At 60.2% G+C, this 14,783-nt stretch carries 13 protein-coding genes; 2 read left to right on the top strand and 11 right to left on the bottom strand.

Going from position 1 to position 14,783, the window contains the following annotated elements:
• Position 1: 1 nt before the first annotated feature.
• Positions 2-1,354: an ABC transporter substrate-binding protein gene (locus ACOQOY_RS00695; protein WP_420583570.1), complete on the bottom strand. Its 1,353-nt coding sequence runs from the start codon at positions 1,352-1,354 to the stop codon at positions 2-4.
• Between the two features lie 274 nt (positions 1,355-1,628).
• On the opposite strand from ACOQOY_RS00695, the gene ACOQOY_RS00700 reads away from it, so the two are divergent.
• On the top strand, positions 1,629-2,312 hold the full coding sequence (locus ACOQOY_RS00700; RefSeq protein WP_420583571.1) for a GntR family transcriptional regulator: 684 nt from the start codon (positions 1,629-1,631) through the stop codon (positions 2,310-2,312).
• A 6-nt stretch (positions 2,313-2,318) separates the two neighbouring features.
• Here the strand turns inward: ACOQOY_RS00700 and ACOQOY_RS00705 are convergent, their stop codons facing one another.
• The 10 genes from ACOQOY_RS00705 to ACOQOY_RS00750 form a co-directional block, all read right to left on the bottom strand.
• Positions 2,319-3,077, bottom strand: coding sequence for a methyltransferase domain-containing protein (locus ACOQOY_RS00705; protein ID WP_420583572.1), 759 nt, complete (start codon positions 3,075-3,077; stop codon positions 2,319-2,321).
• On the bottom strand, positions 3,074-3,694 hold the full coding sequence (locus ACOQOY_RS00710; RefSeq protein ID WP_420583573.1) for a pimeloyl-ACP methyl esterase BioG family protein: 621 nt from the start codon (positions 3,692-3,694) through the stop codon (positions 3,074-3,076). Before ACOQOY_RS00710 ends, ACOQOY_RS00705 begins: the two co-directional genes overlap by 4 nt.
• Complete coding sequence (gene bioA, locus ACOQOY_RS00715; protein WP_420583574.1) at positions 3,691-4,977, bottom strand: adenosylmethionine--8-amino-7-oxononanoate transaminase; 1,287 nt, start codon at positions 4,975-4,977, stop codon at positions 3,691-3,693. Before bioA ends, ACOQOY_RS00710 begins: the two co-directional genes overlap by 4 nt.
• Positions 4,974-5,594, bottom strand: a complete 621-nt coding sequence (gene bioD, locus ACOQOY_RS00720) for a dethiobiotin synthase (RefSeq protein WP_420583575.1) — start codon at positions 5,592-5,594, stop codon at positions 4,974-4,976. The genes bioA and bioD overlap by 4 nt, the downstream gene beginning before the upstream one ends.
• Positions 5,591-6,724 (bottom strand): 8-amino-7-oxononanoate synthase, encoded by a 1,134-nt coding sequence (locus ACOQOY_RS00725; protein ID WP_420583576.1) that lies wholly within the window; start codon positions 6,722-6,724, stop codon positions 5,591-5,593. The genes bioD and ACOQOY_RS00725 overlap by 4 nt, the downstream gene beginning before the upstream one ends.
• On the bottom strand, positions 6,721-7,701 hold the full coding sequence (gene bioB, locus ACOQOY_RS00730) for a biotin synthase BioB (RefSeq protein ID WP_420583577.1): 981 nt from the start codon (positions 7,699-7,701) through the stop codon (positions 6,721-6,723). Before bioB ends, ACOQOY_RS00725 begins: the two co-directional genes overlap by 4 nt.
• A gap of 125 nt (positions 7,702-7,826) precedes the next feature.
• Entirely contained in the window at positions 7,827-8,495 is a 669-nt protein-coding gene (gene trhA, locus ACOQOY_RS00735) for a PAQR family membrane homeostasis protein TrhA (RefSeq protein WP_420583578.1), read from the bottom strand.
• Between the two features lie 82 nt (positions 8,496-8,577).
• Positions 8,578-10,932 (bottom strand): fatty acid cis/trans isomerase, encoded by a 2,355-nt coding sequence (locus tag ACOQOY_RS00740; RefSeq protein WP_420583579.1) that lies wholly within the window; start codon positions 10,930-10,932, stop codon positions 8,578-8,580.
• A gap of 84 nt (positions 10,933-11,016) precedes the next feature.
• Positions 11,017-13,071: a pyridoxamine 5'-phosphate oxidase family protein gene (locus tag ACOQOY_RS00745; protein ID WP_420583580.1), complete on the bottom strand. Its 2,055-nt coding sequence runs from the start codon at positions 13,069-13,071 to the stop codon at positions 11,017-11,019.
• Positions 13,072-13,134: 63 nt separating this feature from the next.
• The gene (locus ACOQOY_RS00750; protein WP_420583581.1) at positions 13,135-13,758 is read right to left on the bottom strand and encodes a glutathione S-transferase family protein; all 624 of its coding nucleotides are present in this window, start codon (positions 13,756-13,758) and stop codon (positions 13,135-13,137) included.
• Positions 13,759-13,871: 113 nt separating this feature from the next.
• On the opposite strand from ACOQOY_RS00750, the gene ACOQOY_RS00755 reads away from it, so the two are divergent.
• Positions 13,872-14,759 carry a LysR substrate-binding domain-containing protein gene (locus ACOQOY_RS00755; RefSeq protein WP_420583582.1) on the top strand — a complete coding sequence of 296 codons (888 nt, stop codon included), beginning with the start codon at positions 13,872-13,874 and terminating at the stop codon, positions 14,757-14,759.
• The last annotated feature ends 24 nt before the right edge of the window (positions 14,760-14,783 follow it).

Consider the following 14,783-nt stretch of genomic DNA (forward strand, 5'->3'; position numbering starts at 1 on the left):
GTTACTGAACGATCAGGTTGTCGCCCAGTTTGGCGCGCAGTTCAGCCTCAAGTTCAGCCACAGCCTCAGCCGGGGTTTTCACACCGGTCCACGCCGCTTCGAGCCCTTTGAACATCGCCTCAGAGTACGCCCCATAGTCCAGATTGTTGGGCTGGGCATTGGCACTGATCAGCAGACGCTCGGTTGCTTCGGTGGCCCAGCGGTCATTGGCATAGAGTTCGATGTTCGACTGCTGCTTGCCGATACCCAGATGCGCCGACTTGATCGCGTGCAGTGAGTTCAGGCGCGGTTCCGAGGCGATCTTGACCAGCTGTGCTGCGATTTCCTCGTGATCGTCATTTTCCTGATCGGTGATCAGGTAAACCAGCGGATGGGTGATGGTGTTCGGGCGGCCACCCTCATCCCCGGCAGGGATCAAAGAGAATTCGATGGTGCCGAAGAAATCTTCGTTGCCTTCCTTGCCGGTGTAACGCGCATAGTGCCAGGTGCCGCCATGCCATGTTGCGGCCTTGCCGTTGGCAACTTCTGTGTACCACTGGCCCCAATCGGTGCCGAGGTGGTTCTTGCGAGTGATGCCTGCATCAACCGCGTCAGCGAAGAACTGGTAGAACCCTTCCATCGCGGCCTTGTCCAGCAGCAGTTTGCCGGTATCCGGATCCTGCAATACGCCACCGAAAGACTGATAGAACTGACCCCAGTCCGGGCCGTTCGACGGGCGGGGATAGAAGCCATAGCCTTCTTCCACCAGACCTGCGTCCACCGCTTTTTTGGCGTCCTCCAGCACGTTTTGCAGGGTGTATTCGCCCGAGGCGACCTTGTCGGGCAGTGCGGCGATATCATCATCCGAATACCCGATGCCGCGCATCGTATCCTTCCAGAAGAAGAACGGACGGCTTTCCGCGTCCTGCGGCAGGCCCCATTGAATGTCGTTATAGGCGGCGATTTCCAGCAGGTTCGGATACAGGTCGTTCAGCGGCCAAGCGTCGAAATCCAGATAGTCCTCGGCCGGAACGATGTAACCCGCCTGGCTCCAGGGCGCGATGTCCAGATGGCTGGTGACGACGATATTCGGCGCGGTGCCCGCTTCGGCGGCCAGAGTCACGCCTTGCTTGAACTCTTCCCAGCCGCCGAAATCGCGCTTGCCTTCGACGGTGATGTTCAGCTCGCGGCCTTCGATCTCGGCTTCACGCTCCAGCATGTCGGCGGCGATTTCGATGGCGTGGATTCGGTACGCATCCGCGTCGTTCGAGCCACCGGCCCAAACGGTGATGGTGACGTCTTCGGCCAAAGCCGGAGCCGCCATCGCGCCCAAAAGCAGCGCGGCTGTGGTGCGTTTCAGCAGTGATGTGGTCATGGATGATCCCCTTCTAATCGGCATGTGTATTTGAACACGTGTGCAATACGCCTGTTATCCTCGATTCATGTAACCAGTGTGACAAAAGCCGATTTGCGCCAACTTTTTTTCAGCCAGAAGCTTTTAAGCGTGAATCGCGCGATCCACACGCAGTTGACCATCAAACGGCCGTCCTCCCTTCGTGGCAATAAGATTGAACACGTGTGCATTTTCTGTCAACAAATTTTTCTACATGAAGCTTAGCCGCCGGTTTTTCGGCATCCACAGGCGGCCCGTGGACACGCCTCTGTTGCTCTTGCCTTGGCTTGGCGATAAGCGTCAGGTCACGCGCCTGATCGACGGAGGACCGGTGCCCCAAAAGCAAATCAAAAAGTCGGAAGACATTGCGCACAGATTGTCGGCGCAGATTGTCCGGGGCGCGTTCAAACCGGGTGAGAAGCTGCGGCAGGATCTGATCGCGCGCGATTTCGGGGTCAGTCAGGTGACTGTGCGCGAGGCACTGCTGCATCTCGCCTCGCAGGGGCTGGTGATCGGCCTGCCCCGCCGCGGAATGTGCGTGGCTCCGATGGATCACAACGCCATCCAGGAACTGCGCGTTATGCGCCGCGCGTTAGAACCGGTGGCGCTTTTGCATTCCGTGCCGAACCTCAGCGCTGGTCAGATTGCCGAGATCGAACGGGTTCACGCCGAATGCGACGGGGCCGATACCGCCGAGGATTGGGAGGATGCAAACCAACGGTTTCACATGGCCGTTATTGCCGCCTGCAACATGCCTCGGATGATTGCCGAGATCCGGAACTTGCAACTGCTCTACACTTGGCATTTCAACAATCTGCACACTTCAAAATGGCGACGGCGCGCTGATCCGGATCACGCGGCGATTCTGGCCGCCATCAAGGATCGCGACGCGGCCAAGGCCCATTCGGTGATGCAGCGCCACCTGACCCGCTTGCCCTGACCGGCGTCAGCCCGGTTTGCGGGCGATGATCCATGTCGGGTGATAGGTCAGCGAAACCCCCGCGTCGCTGCCGAACTGCCGGACGTACTCACGCGTAAACGTGCTCAGGGTGGATTTCGTCCAAGTCCTCTGCGCCCTACCATTCACGCCGGTTCTGCGCAGGTGTTCCAGCACCTGTCTGGGGCTGGGAAAGTGCATCTGCTGTTCGGTCTCGCCAACCGACACGACATCCAGAACATCCGACACCGCCGCCGCCATAGCGTCGGGCCCGCACAAGCCCGGCGCCGCCGCGGCTGATCCGACCTGCACCAGTTCGTGATACTGTCGGGGTCCAAATCCCGAAACCGCCAGCCAACCGCCGGGCGCCAGCGCATGGGCGGACCGGCGTAAGAACGCAGCCGGGTCGGGCAGCCATTGGATCATCGACGCCGACGCGATCAGGTTGGGCTGCGCGGGCCACGGAACCGTCTCGGCGTCACCGCACAGAAAATCTGCACCGAACGCGACCGCCGTCTCACCGGCTTCGGGTGAGAGATCGTTGATAGTCAGTGCATCGAACGCGAACCGCGCACATAGCTGCTGCGTCAGGTGGCCAGTGCCGCAGCCGAACTCAAGCGCTGAGCGGAAATGGTCTGGCGCTCCGGTCTTGTGCAGGTCACACGCCAGTCGCTCGGCGATTTGCGCCTGTTGGCCGGCTGAATCGTGGTAGGACCGAAAACTGCGGCTGAAACTGCGTTGAACACGGCTGGTCAGTGGGGCGTTCATGCGATCCACTCCTGCCAGCTTTGCCCGGCGGCAAAGGGGACATGCGCGCCCGGAACGGCGCGGACCACATTCGCCTGCGCGCCCCAAGCGGCCTCTTGCGCGTGCGTGGGAATAACCCGGTCACGCTGCGGGATCCAAACCCGGTCGAAAGGATGAGCTGGCGCAGGACCACGTTCAATAACGGCGTGCAGTTCGGCCCTTGCGGCGTCAATGTTGATCTCAGGCGCGGCACCGCCCAATCCCGCACGCCGGCAGAATTTGGCGAAACTAGCGGTGGTCAACTGATCTGCCGTGGCGCGGATCATATTCGGAGCAATGCCGTATTCAGCATCCGCCGGAGACAGCGTACCGCTGACGGCAATCAGGCGATCCGGCTGTACCCCCTCCTGCGCCAGCCAATGCGCTGCCGAGGCCACGCCGAAGGAAAACGCAATCAGCGTGACTCCGTCGTAATCAGCAAGCGCGCTCAGCGGGTCATCCAACAGGGTGTAGTCCTCAACGAACAGGACATCCGCGTTGCCTGACAGCCCCTCGAACGGAGCAGAGCCAAGCGCCCAGCCGCCGAAAACCAAGAGCACCTCATCCGTGCCCGAGCGCGACAGCCAGCGCTGTTTCATGACTTCCCCCTGACCAGAGAGACCATGGCCGAGGTTACTTGGCTCAGCTCATCAGGGGTGATGATGTAAGGCGGCATGCAATAGATGTTGCGCGCGAAGGGCCGCAACCAGACGCCGGTTTCCAACGCCAAACCATGCGCCACGGACGGGTCGACCCAATCGTCCATTTCGATCACGCCAATGGCCCCCAGGACGCGCACGTCGGCAACACCAGGCAACCCGCGCGCCGGAGCAAGCTCCTGCTCCATCTGCAAGGCAATGCCGGACACTTCAGCGCGCCAATCGCGGACCGACAGTTGCTCCAGACTGGCGCAGGCAGCAGCGCAGGCCAGCGGGTTGGCCATATAGGTCGGGCCGTGCATCATCACACCGGCTTCGCTCTCGCCGATCCGCCGCGCGACGGTCTCGGTCGTGATGGTGGCGGCCAGCGTGATATGCCCGCCGGTCAGACCTTTGCCCAGACACAGGATGTCCGGCACGACACCGGCATGATGCAAGGCAAACAGCTCTCCGGTGCGGCCAAAGCCGGTAGCGATTTCGTCGAAGATGACCAGAACGTCGTGCGCCTTGCACAGGTCATAGGCCCGTTGCAGCCACTTGGGGTGGTAGAAATACATCCCCCCTGCGCCCTGCACGACGGGCTCAAGGACCAGCCCCGCGATCTGGTCGGCCTTGGTTTCCAGCAGCTCTTTCAGCGCGTTCAACCCGTTCAGGTCGCCATCCTCGGACCATTCCTGACCAAAAGCGATCTGCGGGCGTGGCAGAAAATGCTGAACCGACAAGGCACCTGCGAACAGCCCGTGCATCCCGGTGACCGGGTCGCAAACACTCATCGCTTTCCAGGTGTCGCCGTGATAGCCGCCGCGAATGGTGGCGAATTCTGTGCGTCCCTTTCGGCCCTGCGCCATCTGGTACTGCACCGCCATTTTCAGCGCGACCTCGATCGCGACCGAGCCGCTGTCGCTGTAGAAAATGCGGTCCAGCCCGTCGGGCAGAAGGTCGATCAGTTTTCGGCCGAGCTCAATGGCGGGCGAATGAGTCAGACCACCGAACATCACATGCGGCATCTGATCCAGCTGCGCCTGCATTGCTGCGACGATGGCCGGATGTCGATGCCCATGCGCAGCGCACCACCAGGACGACATCGCGTCGATCATCCGCGTCCCGTCCTCGGAAGTCAGCCAGACGCCCTCGGCCCCGGTGATCAGGTGCATCGGTCCGGGTTGCAGCACGTTGGTATAGGGATGCCACAGGTGACGGGCGTCAAACTCAAGCGGGGTCATAGGGCACCCCGGATGGCATCGACGTCAATTGCAGTGAAGGCGTCTGTCAACGTCTCGCGTGACAGAGTTTCGATGAAGGGCAACCGCCCCAGATGGCGGATGTCACCCATCTGAGCGATGGTTTCTTCGACATCCGGCTGGGCGTCACCGACAAAAGCCACTCCGACTACATTGCACCCTGCTTTGCGCAGCGCCATCAGGGACAAGGTCGTGTGGTTGATCGTTCCAAGTGCAGTCCGCGCCACCAGCACAACAGGGGCTTGCCACTGTGCAATCACATCGAGGAAAAACACCTGACGGTTCAGCGGCACCATCAGCCCACCTGCCCCTTCGACGACCAGCGGGCCGGACACCTGTGGTAGGGCCAATCGGGCCGGGTCAATCTCGACCCCCATATCCTCGGCCGACAGATGCGGTGAGGCGGGCATATTCAGGCGGTACGCCTCAGGCAGTATCTCGGCACCAGTCAGCGCGGCCACGGTTTCCGAGTCGGTCGCCTCTTCCAGACCGGATTGCACGGGCTTCCAATAGCGCGCGCCAAGGGCGGCGGTTAAACCTGCGGCAAAGATGGTTTTACCGATCCCGGTGTCGGTTCCGGTAACAATAACAGTGCTCATGCGGCCTCACTTTGGTGCTGTGACACCGCGTCGAACAGGGCCGAGATATCGGCGTCGGAAACATTGCCCGTTATCGAAACCCGCAGCCGCGATGTGCCGCGCGGTACGGTGGGCGGGCGAATGCCGCGAATGTCAAAGCCCTGCGCTTGTAGGGTTGCCGCCATCTGCATCGTGCGGGCCTCATCCCCCAGAATGACCGGAATGATCTGGCTGTTGAGCAGGTCCTCCGGCACTCCGGCCTGTCGCGCGACATTATGTGCATGGGCGATGCGCGCAGCAGCGGCCTCGATCCGGCTCGTGTCTGTGTTAAGATGTTCAATCACGGCGCGCACAAGGGCTGCGTTAAACGGCGACGGTGCGGTCGCAAAGATAAACGGGCGCGCGCGGTTGATCAGGGCGTCGATCATCACCTGCGCGCCACAGATCAGCCCGCCCGAAACGCCCAGACCTTTGCCGCAGGTGTGCAGCGTGAGAACCTCGGCCTTCAGCCCGTGGGCCAGACCTTTGCCATTCGAGCCAAAAACGCCGGTGGCATGAGCTTCGTCCACGACCAGCACAGCGTCATATTTAACCGCCAGATCGGAAAGCGCCGTCAGGGGTGCAATATCGCCCTCCATGGAATAGACGCTTTCCACCGCGATCCAGACCTGCCCCGCACCGCCAGCGGCCTGCCAGTCGGCGAGAGCGCGCCGCGCGTCGGCCACATCGTTGTGAGCAAATGAACGCGTATCAGCGCGGCTTGTCCGCATCCCCTCATGCGCGCTGGCATGAACCAGATCGTCATACAGGATCAGATCACCCGCCGCGGGGAGTGTAGAAAAAATCGCCTGATTGGCCTGAAACCCTCCGCCCATGAACAGCGCAGCTTCGGACCCGAAGAACGCGGCGGCTTCAGCCTCCAGAGCTTCGTGCTCCGGGTGATTGCCCCGCAACAGACGCGATCCGCCGGACCCCAGCGGCACGCCACGGTCCAGCGCTTGCTGCGCGGCCTTGCGCAGCACTGCAGACTCGGCCAGACCCAGATAGTCGTTCGAGGCAAAGTCCAGCCCACGTCTTGGGGCAAGCACCCGGCGGCGATGCCGGGCGCCCAAGGTTTCAAGCATCGCGTTCAGGCGATCCAGTGCTTTCATTCAGCCGCTTCCGCACAGCTTTGCCCGGCCACGGTCTCCGCCTCCAGCCCCAGCTTGGCGAACAGCACCATGTCGGTGTCTTCCTCGGGGTTCTCTGCCGTCAGCAGCGTCTCCCCTACAAAGATCGAGTTTGCACCAGCAAAGAAACACATAGCCTGCATTTCTTCGGTCATGTCGCTGCGACCAGCCGACAGGCGGACATAGGATTGCGGCATCATGATACGAGCGGTGGCGATCACGCGCACAAACTCGATCGGGTCGATCGGCTTGGCGTCGGCCAGCGGCGTGTCTTCCTGTGGCATCAGCATATTGATCGGTACCGATTCCGGCGCCGGCCCCATATTGGACAGCGTCACCAGCATATCGACGCGGTCGCCGATCTCTTCGCCCATGCCCAGAATACCGCCCGAACACACCTTGATCCCTGCATCCTGTACCCGGTTCATCGTGTCGATCCGGTCGGCAAAGGTGCGGGTGGTGATCACCTCGGGGTAATACCGTTCCGAGGTGTCGATGTTGTGGTTGTAGTAGTCCAAGCCGGCGTCGCGCAGGCGGATGACCTGATTGTCGTCCAGCATGCCCAGGGTCATGCAGGTCTCCATACCCATTTCGCGGACACCTTCGACCATAGCCACCAGCGCATCCATGTCCCGGTCCTTGGGTTCACGCCACGCGGCCCCCATGCAGAACCGGGTTGCACCACCGTCCTTGGCCTTTTGGGCTTCGTTCAGCACACGCTGTACTTCGATCAATTTCGATGCCGAAAGCTTTGAGCCGTTGCGCGCCGATTGCGAGCAATAGGAACAATCCTCGGCGCAGCCGCCGGTCTTGATCGACAGCAGCCTTGATGTCTGGATTTTGTTGGGGTCGAAATTCTCGCGATGTACGGTCTGCGCGCGAAACAGCAGGTCCATCAGAGGAAGATCATATACGGCCTGCGCCGCCTCGCGGGTCCATGTGGAAGAGGTGTTTTCCATTTTATCGATAATTTACCCATAACTCCATGCCTAGCCTCACCAGTATCGATAAATGACGAAATTACAACCTCAGAGTCATCCGGCAGCGCAATATAGCGCGCCTTTGCCACATGATTTGCCCAATGTCAGAGGTCAGCGTGCAATGCCGGAAAAATCTGGATGGCCACCGCGATGAAGAACAGCACGCTTCCGGCAAGAACAAAGATGTGCCAGATGGTGTTGTGAAAGGGTAGCCACTCCAGCAGGTAGAAGACCACGCCAGCCGTATAGACCAGCCCGCCCGCGATCATGAATATCACCACGATCCGGGGCAGCTCGGCCAGCAAGGGCTGGCCGGCCCAGACAATGGCCCAGCCCATCATCAGATAAAGCCCAAGGCCGAACCAACGGAAGCGCGCCGGGTCAATCATCTTGAGCACAGAGCCAAGCGTGGCAGAGGACCATAACCCGATCAGCAACCCCGGCCCCTGCATCCCGGACAACAACAGGAACGGCGTATAGGTTCCGGCGATTTTGACGTATATGCCCGAGTGATCGAGGCGGCGCAGCAGGTCGGACCATTCCGCGCTGTCGATCATGTTGTAAAGCGCCGAGAAGGTCAGCATCAGGATCAGCGTGACGCCATATATCGACGCCCCCAGAACTGCAACAGGTTCAGACTGGTACAGAATAGCCGCAGTAATCAGAACCGGCACTGCAATCAGGGCAGAGGACACGCCCACGACATGCACAACCCCGTCACTGATACGCTCGGCCCGGCTGTAAGCCGGACGGATATCGGCAAATGACCGCATATCTAAGAACTTAGGTGCCAAGTCCCACCCGGGCAAGCCAGCGTGGTTACTCAGGGGATCACAGCCCTGTGCAACGGCACGCTCAGGTCGGATCGTCCTCTGGTTTTGGGTCTTTGTATCGGTTCAGATCGAACAGGCCCGCCTGCACAGGGTCCTGCTGTAGGAATATCTGGTTGATACGGTCGCTCAGGGTCCAGAACCGGGGGCTGGTGCGGCGAATACCGAATTGTGACACCACCTCCAGAAACTCCTGCTGTGAGCGCACGTCCTTCATCGCGGCGACAAAGCTGTTCAGTTGCGCGTCGCGGATGCTGAAGAAGAAATTCGGATAGCTGCCGATCAGCCCCGGTATGATGGTCAGAGTGTCGGCCGCTAGATCCCGCCGCGCCTCCTCCCGGAACAGGAAGGCGACATTGTAATGCGCCTTGTCATGGACAAGCGTGAACAGCTCGACATTGCCGCTTTCGCCCTCGACGGTCAGAACGGACAGGTCGGGCATATACTTCACCCAGTCCCCGCGCTGGTTCGCCAGATCACGCAGGGCGGCTCCTGCCGGGTCCGAGGCACATGTGCCTTCGGCGCATCTGTTGATTGGGTCTTTGGTAGGCCACAGCCCCTCGCCCCGATCCAGCAATGCCAGCAGGAACTCCTGCTTGGGCGTGTCGGTGTCGAATTCGATACCCGTGGGAAAGCTGTCATCGACACGGCGCCGGTGCCAATAAGTGTGAACCTCGGCCAAAGTTCCCTGATACCATGAGGCGTGCATGGGTTTGCGGACATCCGTCGGCATGAAGGCGAGAAATGTATCCTCACTCTCCATTCTCAGTTCGTCCATATAGAGCCGCGTGGCCAGCTGATGCTCGACCCGACCGAACACGTCGTAACCGGCCACGAGGTCATAGTAGATGCGCTCAAAGATCGGAAAGTCGATGACCCAGGCGGTTTCCGGGATACCTCCGTGAAAGCCGGTCATGGCCGAGGCATTGTCGAAATGGCGAAAGACAGTGATCAGCGCGTTGGGATTGGTGCCGTCCCCGTCCCAGATCGCGTCATAGTCAAAGCCTGTCTCATAAAGCGCGCTGTCGCGATAGCGGGCATCGCGAAACGTCAGGTATCTGGCCTGATTTTCGTGCGAAAACCCATGCAGGTCACCTAAAACTCCGGTATCGACCTGTGACACCGGCAATTCCAGAAATGTCGCCCCATCCCGCAGATAGCTTGGGTCCGTCACTGACAGATCCGCGTCCGGGTCAAGGAAGCTGACCCAGAAACGATCCTCGATCACGTCAACGGCGGTCTCGCCGTGACAGACGGGGCCACGGATGAAACTGCGGACAAAGAACAGCGCGTCATCGAGCAGAAACTGATAGCGACTGCGCGCCGGGATATTCATATAAGTGCTGAATGGATTACCACCCTCAGCGTCGCCATAGGGCGGCAACTCGGACAGGGTCCAGTCTGTATCTAGAAACAGGTTCTGATACCGCACCATCCTGTCTGCACTCAGCCCGTAAACCAGATGTTCTTTGTGAACGATCGTTTTCTCTATGGGCTGCAAACGGTAATAGAACGGCGCGGCCCCCGGATCGTCAAAAGAACGGCGGGTCGCAATGATGTCTATCGCCTCGCCGGGCGGTGTGGCCGAGCGCACGAGCTGAAAAAAACGGCGCGGCGTGTCGCCCTCTAGGTGCAGGCGGGCCAGAAACAGATGCTCGTACAGGTAGCGGCTCATTAACTGGCTGCGCAGATCGGCACTGTTCAGGAACCCTTCCCATTCGGCGATCCGGCGCTGAATGTCAGCCGGGATGTCCGCCTGCGCATCAGGCAGCGGCGCGCCATCGCGCAGCCATGCCATCAGGGTCTGGTAGTCTCCTTCGGCCAGCGGCGCAGCGGCATAGGGCATCCCGGCAAGCGGGTGATCGCGGCTGAACCCATCGAACTCATCCGGTGTCGGGCAAACCAGGGGGCGGTCAATCGCCAAACCCAATGTCGCGGGAGCAGGTCCGCTGTCTGGCAGCGGGTGGCGGCGACCCAGTTCCAGATATCGCTGCATCAGGTCCGTATTGTCGGCCGGACGATCCGGACCCCCCAGAACCGAATGAAACCCCAGCGCACGCCATTGCGGCACCGTTTGCGCGTCGATACCCAGCCGTGTGGGTGGCGCATCGTGCAGTCGTTCGGTGTGGTAGACGGCCTCTTTGCTACCGCCCCGCAGCACCCCGGCGGGCGAGGTCAGTTTCAACTGGCACGGCGCGTCATAGCAGCTGTGGCAGACGACGCAGCGACGATCCAGAATGGATTTCACATCGCGCCATTCCCCGGCGCTTTCCTCGGCGGATGTAACTGTGTTTTGCGCCCGGGCGGCAAAAGGCTGGGCGCTGATCAGTGCTATTGCCAAGGCGATCACGCCCGACCGAACCCATCGAACCCTTCGCATCCCGCGTCCCCTCTCTGAAGCGCCATTTTATGCGGCATGCTGGTATCATTGCCGCGAAGGGTGTCACCGGGCAAGGTCAAAGGATCAGAGGTCCAGCACCACTTTATCGGACCCCTCAGCCGGAACAGCGCAACAGATCAGAACCTCATCCTCGGAATGCTCCGCGCCGGGTGGGGTGCGATAGGTGATCTGGCCCGCAATCTTGCGCGTCCGGCAACTGCCGCACGACCCGGACCGGCACGAGAAAGGCGGGCTCAGGCCCTGCGCCTCGGCAGCTTCCAACAGTGTTGGGCCGCCCTTGAACCACTCGACCTGTTTGCCGCCGCGCCCGAAACTGACCGTCGCCGCCTCGGCCTCTGGTTGCGCCTTTGTGCTGCCACCCTCGGCACGCCGACGTAACGCGGCAGGCCCAAAGCTCTCGGCAAAGATCCGGCTGTCCTGCACGCCGAGTTCACCCAGCATGTCATAAACTGCCTGCATAAAGGGTGGCGGGCCACAGAGGTAGAAATCATAGTCGTCCAGTGGCAGAACCTTGCGGATCAGATCGACCGTAATATGCCCGCCCGCGTCATAATCCTGTCCGGCGCGCAAATTTTCCTCGGGCTGGCTGATCACCGAGACATATTGAACAGCGCCATCGGTCACATGCTCTGCCTGCCGCAAGTCATCATGGAAAGCCCGCTGGCCCACTGTTTGGGCAGCATGGAACACAGTCAAAGGGCGCGTGTATCCGCTGCGCCCCTGCTCACTCAGCACATGACGCACCATCGAGATCATTGGCGTGATCCCGACCCCACCGGCAAACAGAACGGCTGGACGAGTCTGGGTCGGGTCCAGAAAGAACTGCCCCTTTGGCGGTTTGACCTCGACCAGATCACCGACCGAAAGCCTGTCGTGCAGATGGGTTGATACCGCGCCAGCGGCCTCGCGCTTGACCGAAATCCGGTATCCGGCTTCGTTGGGCGCGGATGAGACAGTATAGGTCCGGGTCAGCGGTTGATCATCTTCGGGCCGCACCCGAAGTGTCAGGAATTGACCCGCCTCGAATGACGGCAGCGGTGCGTCTTCGACTGGCTGAAAGGTAAAGGACCGAATGGTCTCGCTTTCATCCTGCACCGCGCCGACGCGCATGTAACGCCATTGATTGCGCGCAGCCTCAGCCTGCTGACGCGCCTGAACAGATGGCCAATCATCGGTTGCCAGACTGTTGGGCGAGTATTCCTGAAACTCTGCGCGGAAGGGCAAAGCGTCGTAGATGCGAAGACCCCGATGCAGCCGGAATCGCCACGCACGCAGGGCACCGTGAAAGCCTGTGATTTCGGGCGGAGCTTCGTCCAGAACCTCGACCGAGCCGGTCAGCATCAGAACATCGCCCGTCTGGTAGTCGGGGAACAGCAACCCTGCGCGCGGGTTCACAAGGAAATTGCCCAGCGTATTGAAAAAGTTATTGCCCGCGAAATCGGGGATCAACAGACTGTTGCCTTCGACCCGGACAAACCCCGCGCGCCCTCCGCGATGCGAAACATCGACACTGTTTTGCTCGGCGGAATTGGCGTGGCTGGCAACAAAGAACGAATGCGCCTTGGCGATTACTTCTTGCGCCTGCGGATCCAGATCAGAGAACCGGTCAGAGCGCGGGCGTTCGACGGCGGTCTCGGGGTCGCGGATGAAATGGACATCATGGGTCTGAATATATTGCGGGCAATTTCCGAAAGACTGCACAACATCCAGTGAAAACCCACCATCCTCAACGCTTCCAATCATTGCATTCATGCGGTTGCGGCGACGGGTTGGCAGCTCGACCCCAACAACACCAATCGGCGCCCCAACTTTCAGCGCTGCGCCCAGCGGATCATCCGCCTGCAAACGCGCACGAACATCCAGCCGCGTATTGTGTGGCGTGCTCAGAAACCCAGGCTGACCCGATATCATCGACGCCCAGGGCCATCCATCGGGTCCAACGCTGCCTAGAACGAGAAAGGGCAGCTTACCGAAAAACTCACGATGCTGATCGGGCATAAAAGACCGGATATAAGCGCGCCCGATTTTCTCAATCTCTTCCCTTTTCCCCGCGCGCGACTGCATATCGCGTTCACCAGCGTGAAAGGGCGACATCTCGGTTTTGACTGGACGGTTCATGGCACACCACAGGGAAAATAACGGCCAGCCACGATGCTGCGGCTGGCCCTGTTGTAAGGTCGATCAGGCGGCGTAAAGACCCGCCTCTGTGCGAGGCATCGGGACGAAACCGTCCAGACCTTCGATATTAGACAACAGACGGCGCACGTTTGCATAAGGCTCAAGCGAGACGCCGCCTTCGGGCGCATGAGCGGTATAGCTATAGATGGCAACATCCGCGATGGTCGGCGCGTCGCCCACCAGCCACTCACGCCCTTCCAAATGCGCGTCGAGTTTCCCCAGAACGACGCCTGCGATCCGGTGGGTAAACTCGGTTTCGAACGGTGCGTTGAACACGGTGATCAATCGGGCGGCTGCCGGACCAAAGGCGATCTCTCCGGCGGCGAGGGTCAGAAATTTCTGCACCTCGGCCTCACGAACCGGATCGGAGGGCAGGTAGGACGGCGCGAATTTGCGGGCCAGATAGACCAGAATGGCGTTGCTATCGCTGACGACCACGTCTCCATCCTCAATCACCGGAACCTGACCAAAGGGGTTCATTGCCAGAAACGCTTCGGACTTGTGCGCGCCGCCTGCAAGATCAACGTCGATCACCTCATGCTCGATACCCGCAAGGCTGGCGAACAGGACAGCGCGGTGGGCGTGACCCGACAGGGGAAAACTGTGAATGCGAACGGAATTTGACATCTGGTGCCTCTCTTTGATTAGGGGAGTTCATCTTCTGCGCACCAGACTTAGATTGATTTGCTATTGGCGATAATATATCCATTTGTTGAATTACTATGAACATGGCATAGATAATGGACACCATTCAGGGCATGCGGGCTTTTGTGGCGGTGGCAACGCATTCGTCGTTCACCGAAGGGGCACGGCAGATCGGCATCAGCACCAAATTGGCCAGCAAATATGTCGGCCAGCTTGAGGACCGCCTGAACGCCCAGCTGTTCAACCGCACCACCCGCAGCGTCACGCTGACGGATACTGGTCGGTCCTACTACGAACGTTGCCTGCCGCTGCTGGAACAGTTCGATGAGCTGGAAGGGCTGGTACAACAACGCCAATCCGAACTGGCCGGGCGCATCCGGATCACCGCGCCGACCGGTTATGGGTCTGCCGAGCTGATCCACCTGCTGAAGCCGTTTCAAGCCGAACACCCCAAGGTCTCAATTGAACTGCACCTCTCGGACCATCACGTCTCGATGGTCGAGGAAGGTTATGATCTGGCCATTCGATTTGGGGCGCTAAAGGACTCGAACCTCGTGGCGCGGAAACTGACGGATATGCGGATCATATGCTGTGTCTCGGACGCGTATCTGGCAGAGTTCGGGACTCCAAAAGATCCGGCTGATTTGTCGAACCATAATTGTCTTTTGCAAACGACGGGCAGCAACATTGATCACTGGGCCTTCAATGGACCGAATGGTGTTCACACGGTCGCTGTCTCTGGAAACTTTCGGGCCAACTCACCCCGCGCCGTGGCCCATATGGCGGCTGACGGTCTGGGGATCGGACGCATTCCGCTTTATACCGCCCGGCCATTTCTAGAGACCGGCCAGCTGCGCCTATTGTTTGAGGCGCAGGAGGCGGTTTCGCTGGGCCTCTACGCGGCTTATCCTCAAAACCGCCATCTGACCGCGCGGATACGAGCATTGATCGACCATTTGGCCACCCAATTGCGCGGCAGTTGAAACGACAAATGCTCACAACACGGT

Source organism: Ruegeria sp. (genome assembly GCF_965221235.1).
Classification (GTDB): Bacteria; Pseudomonadota; Alphaproteobacteria; order Rhodobacterales; family Rhodobacteraceae; genus Ruegeria.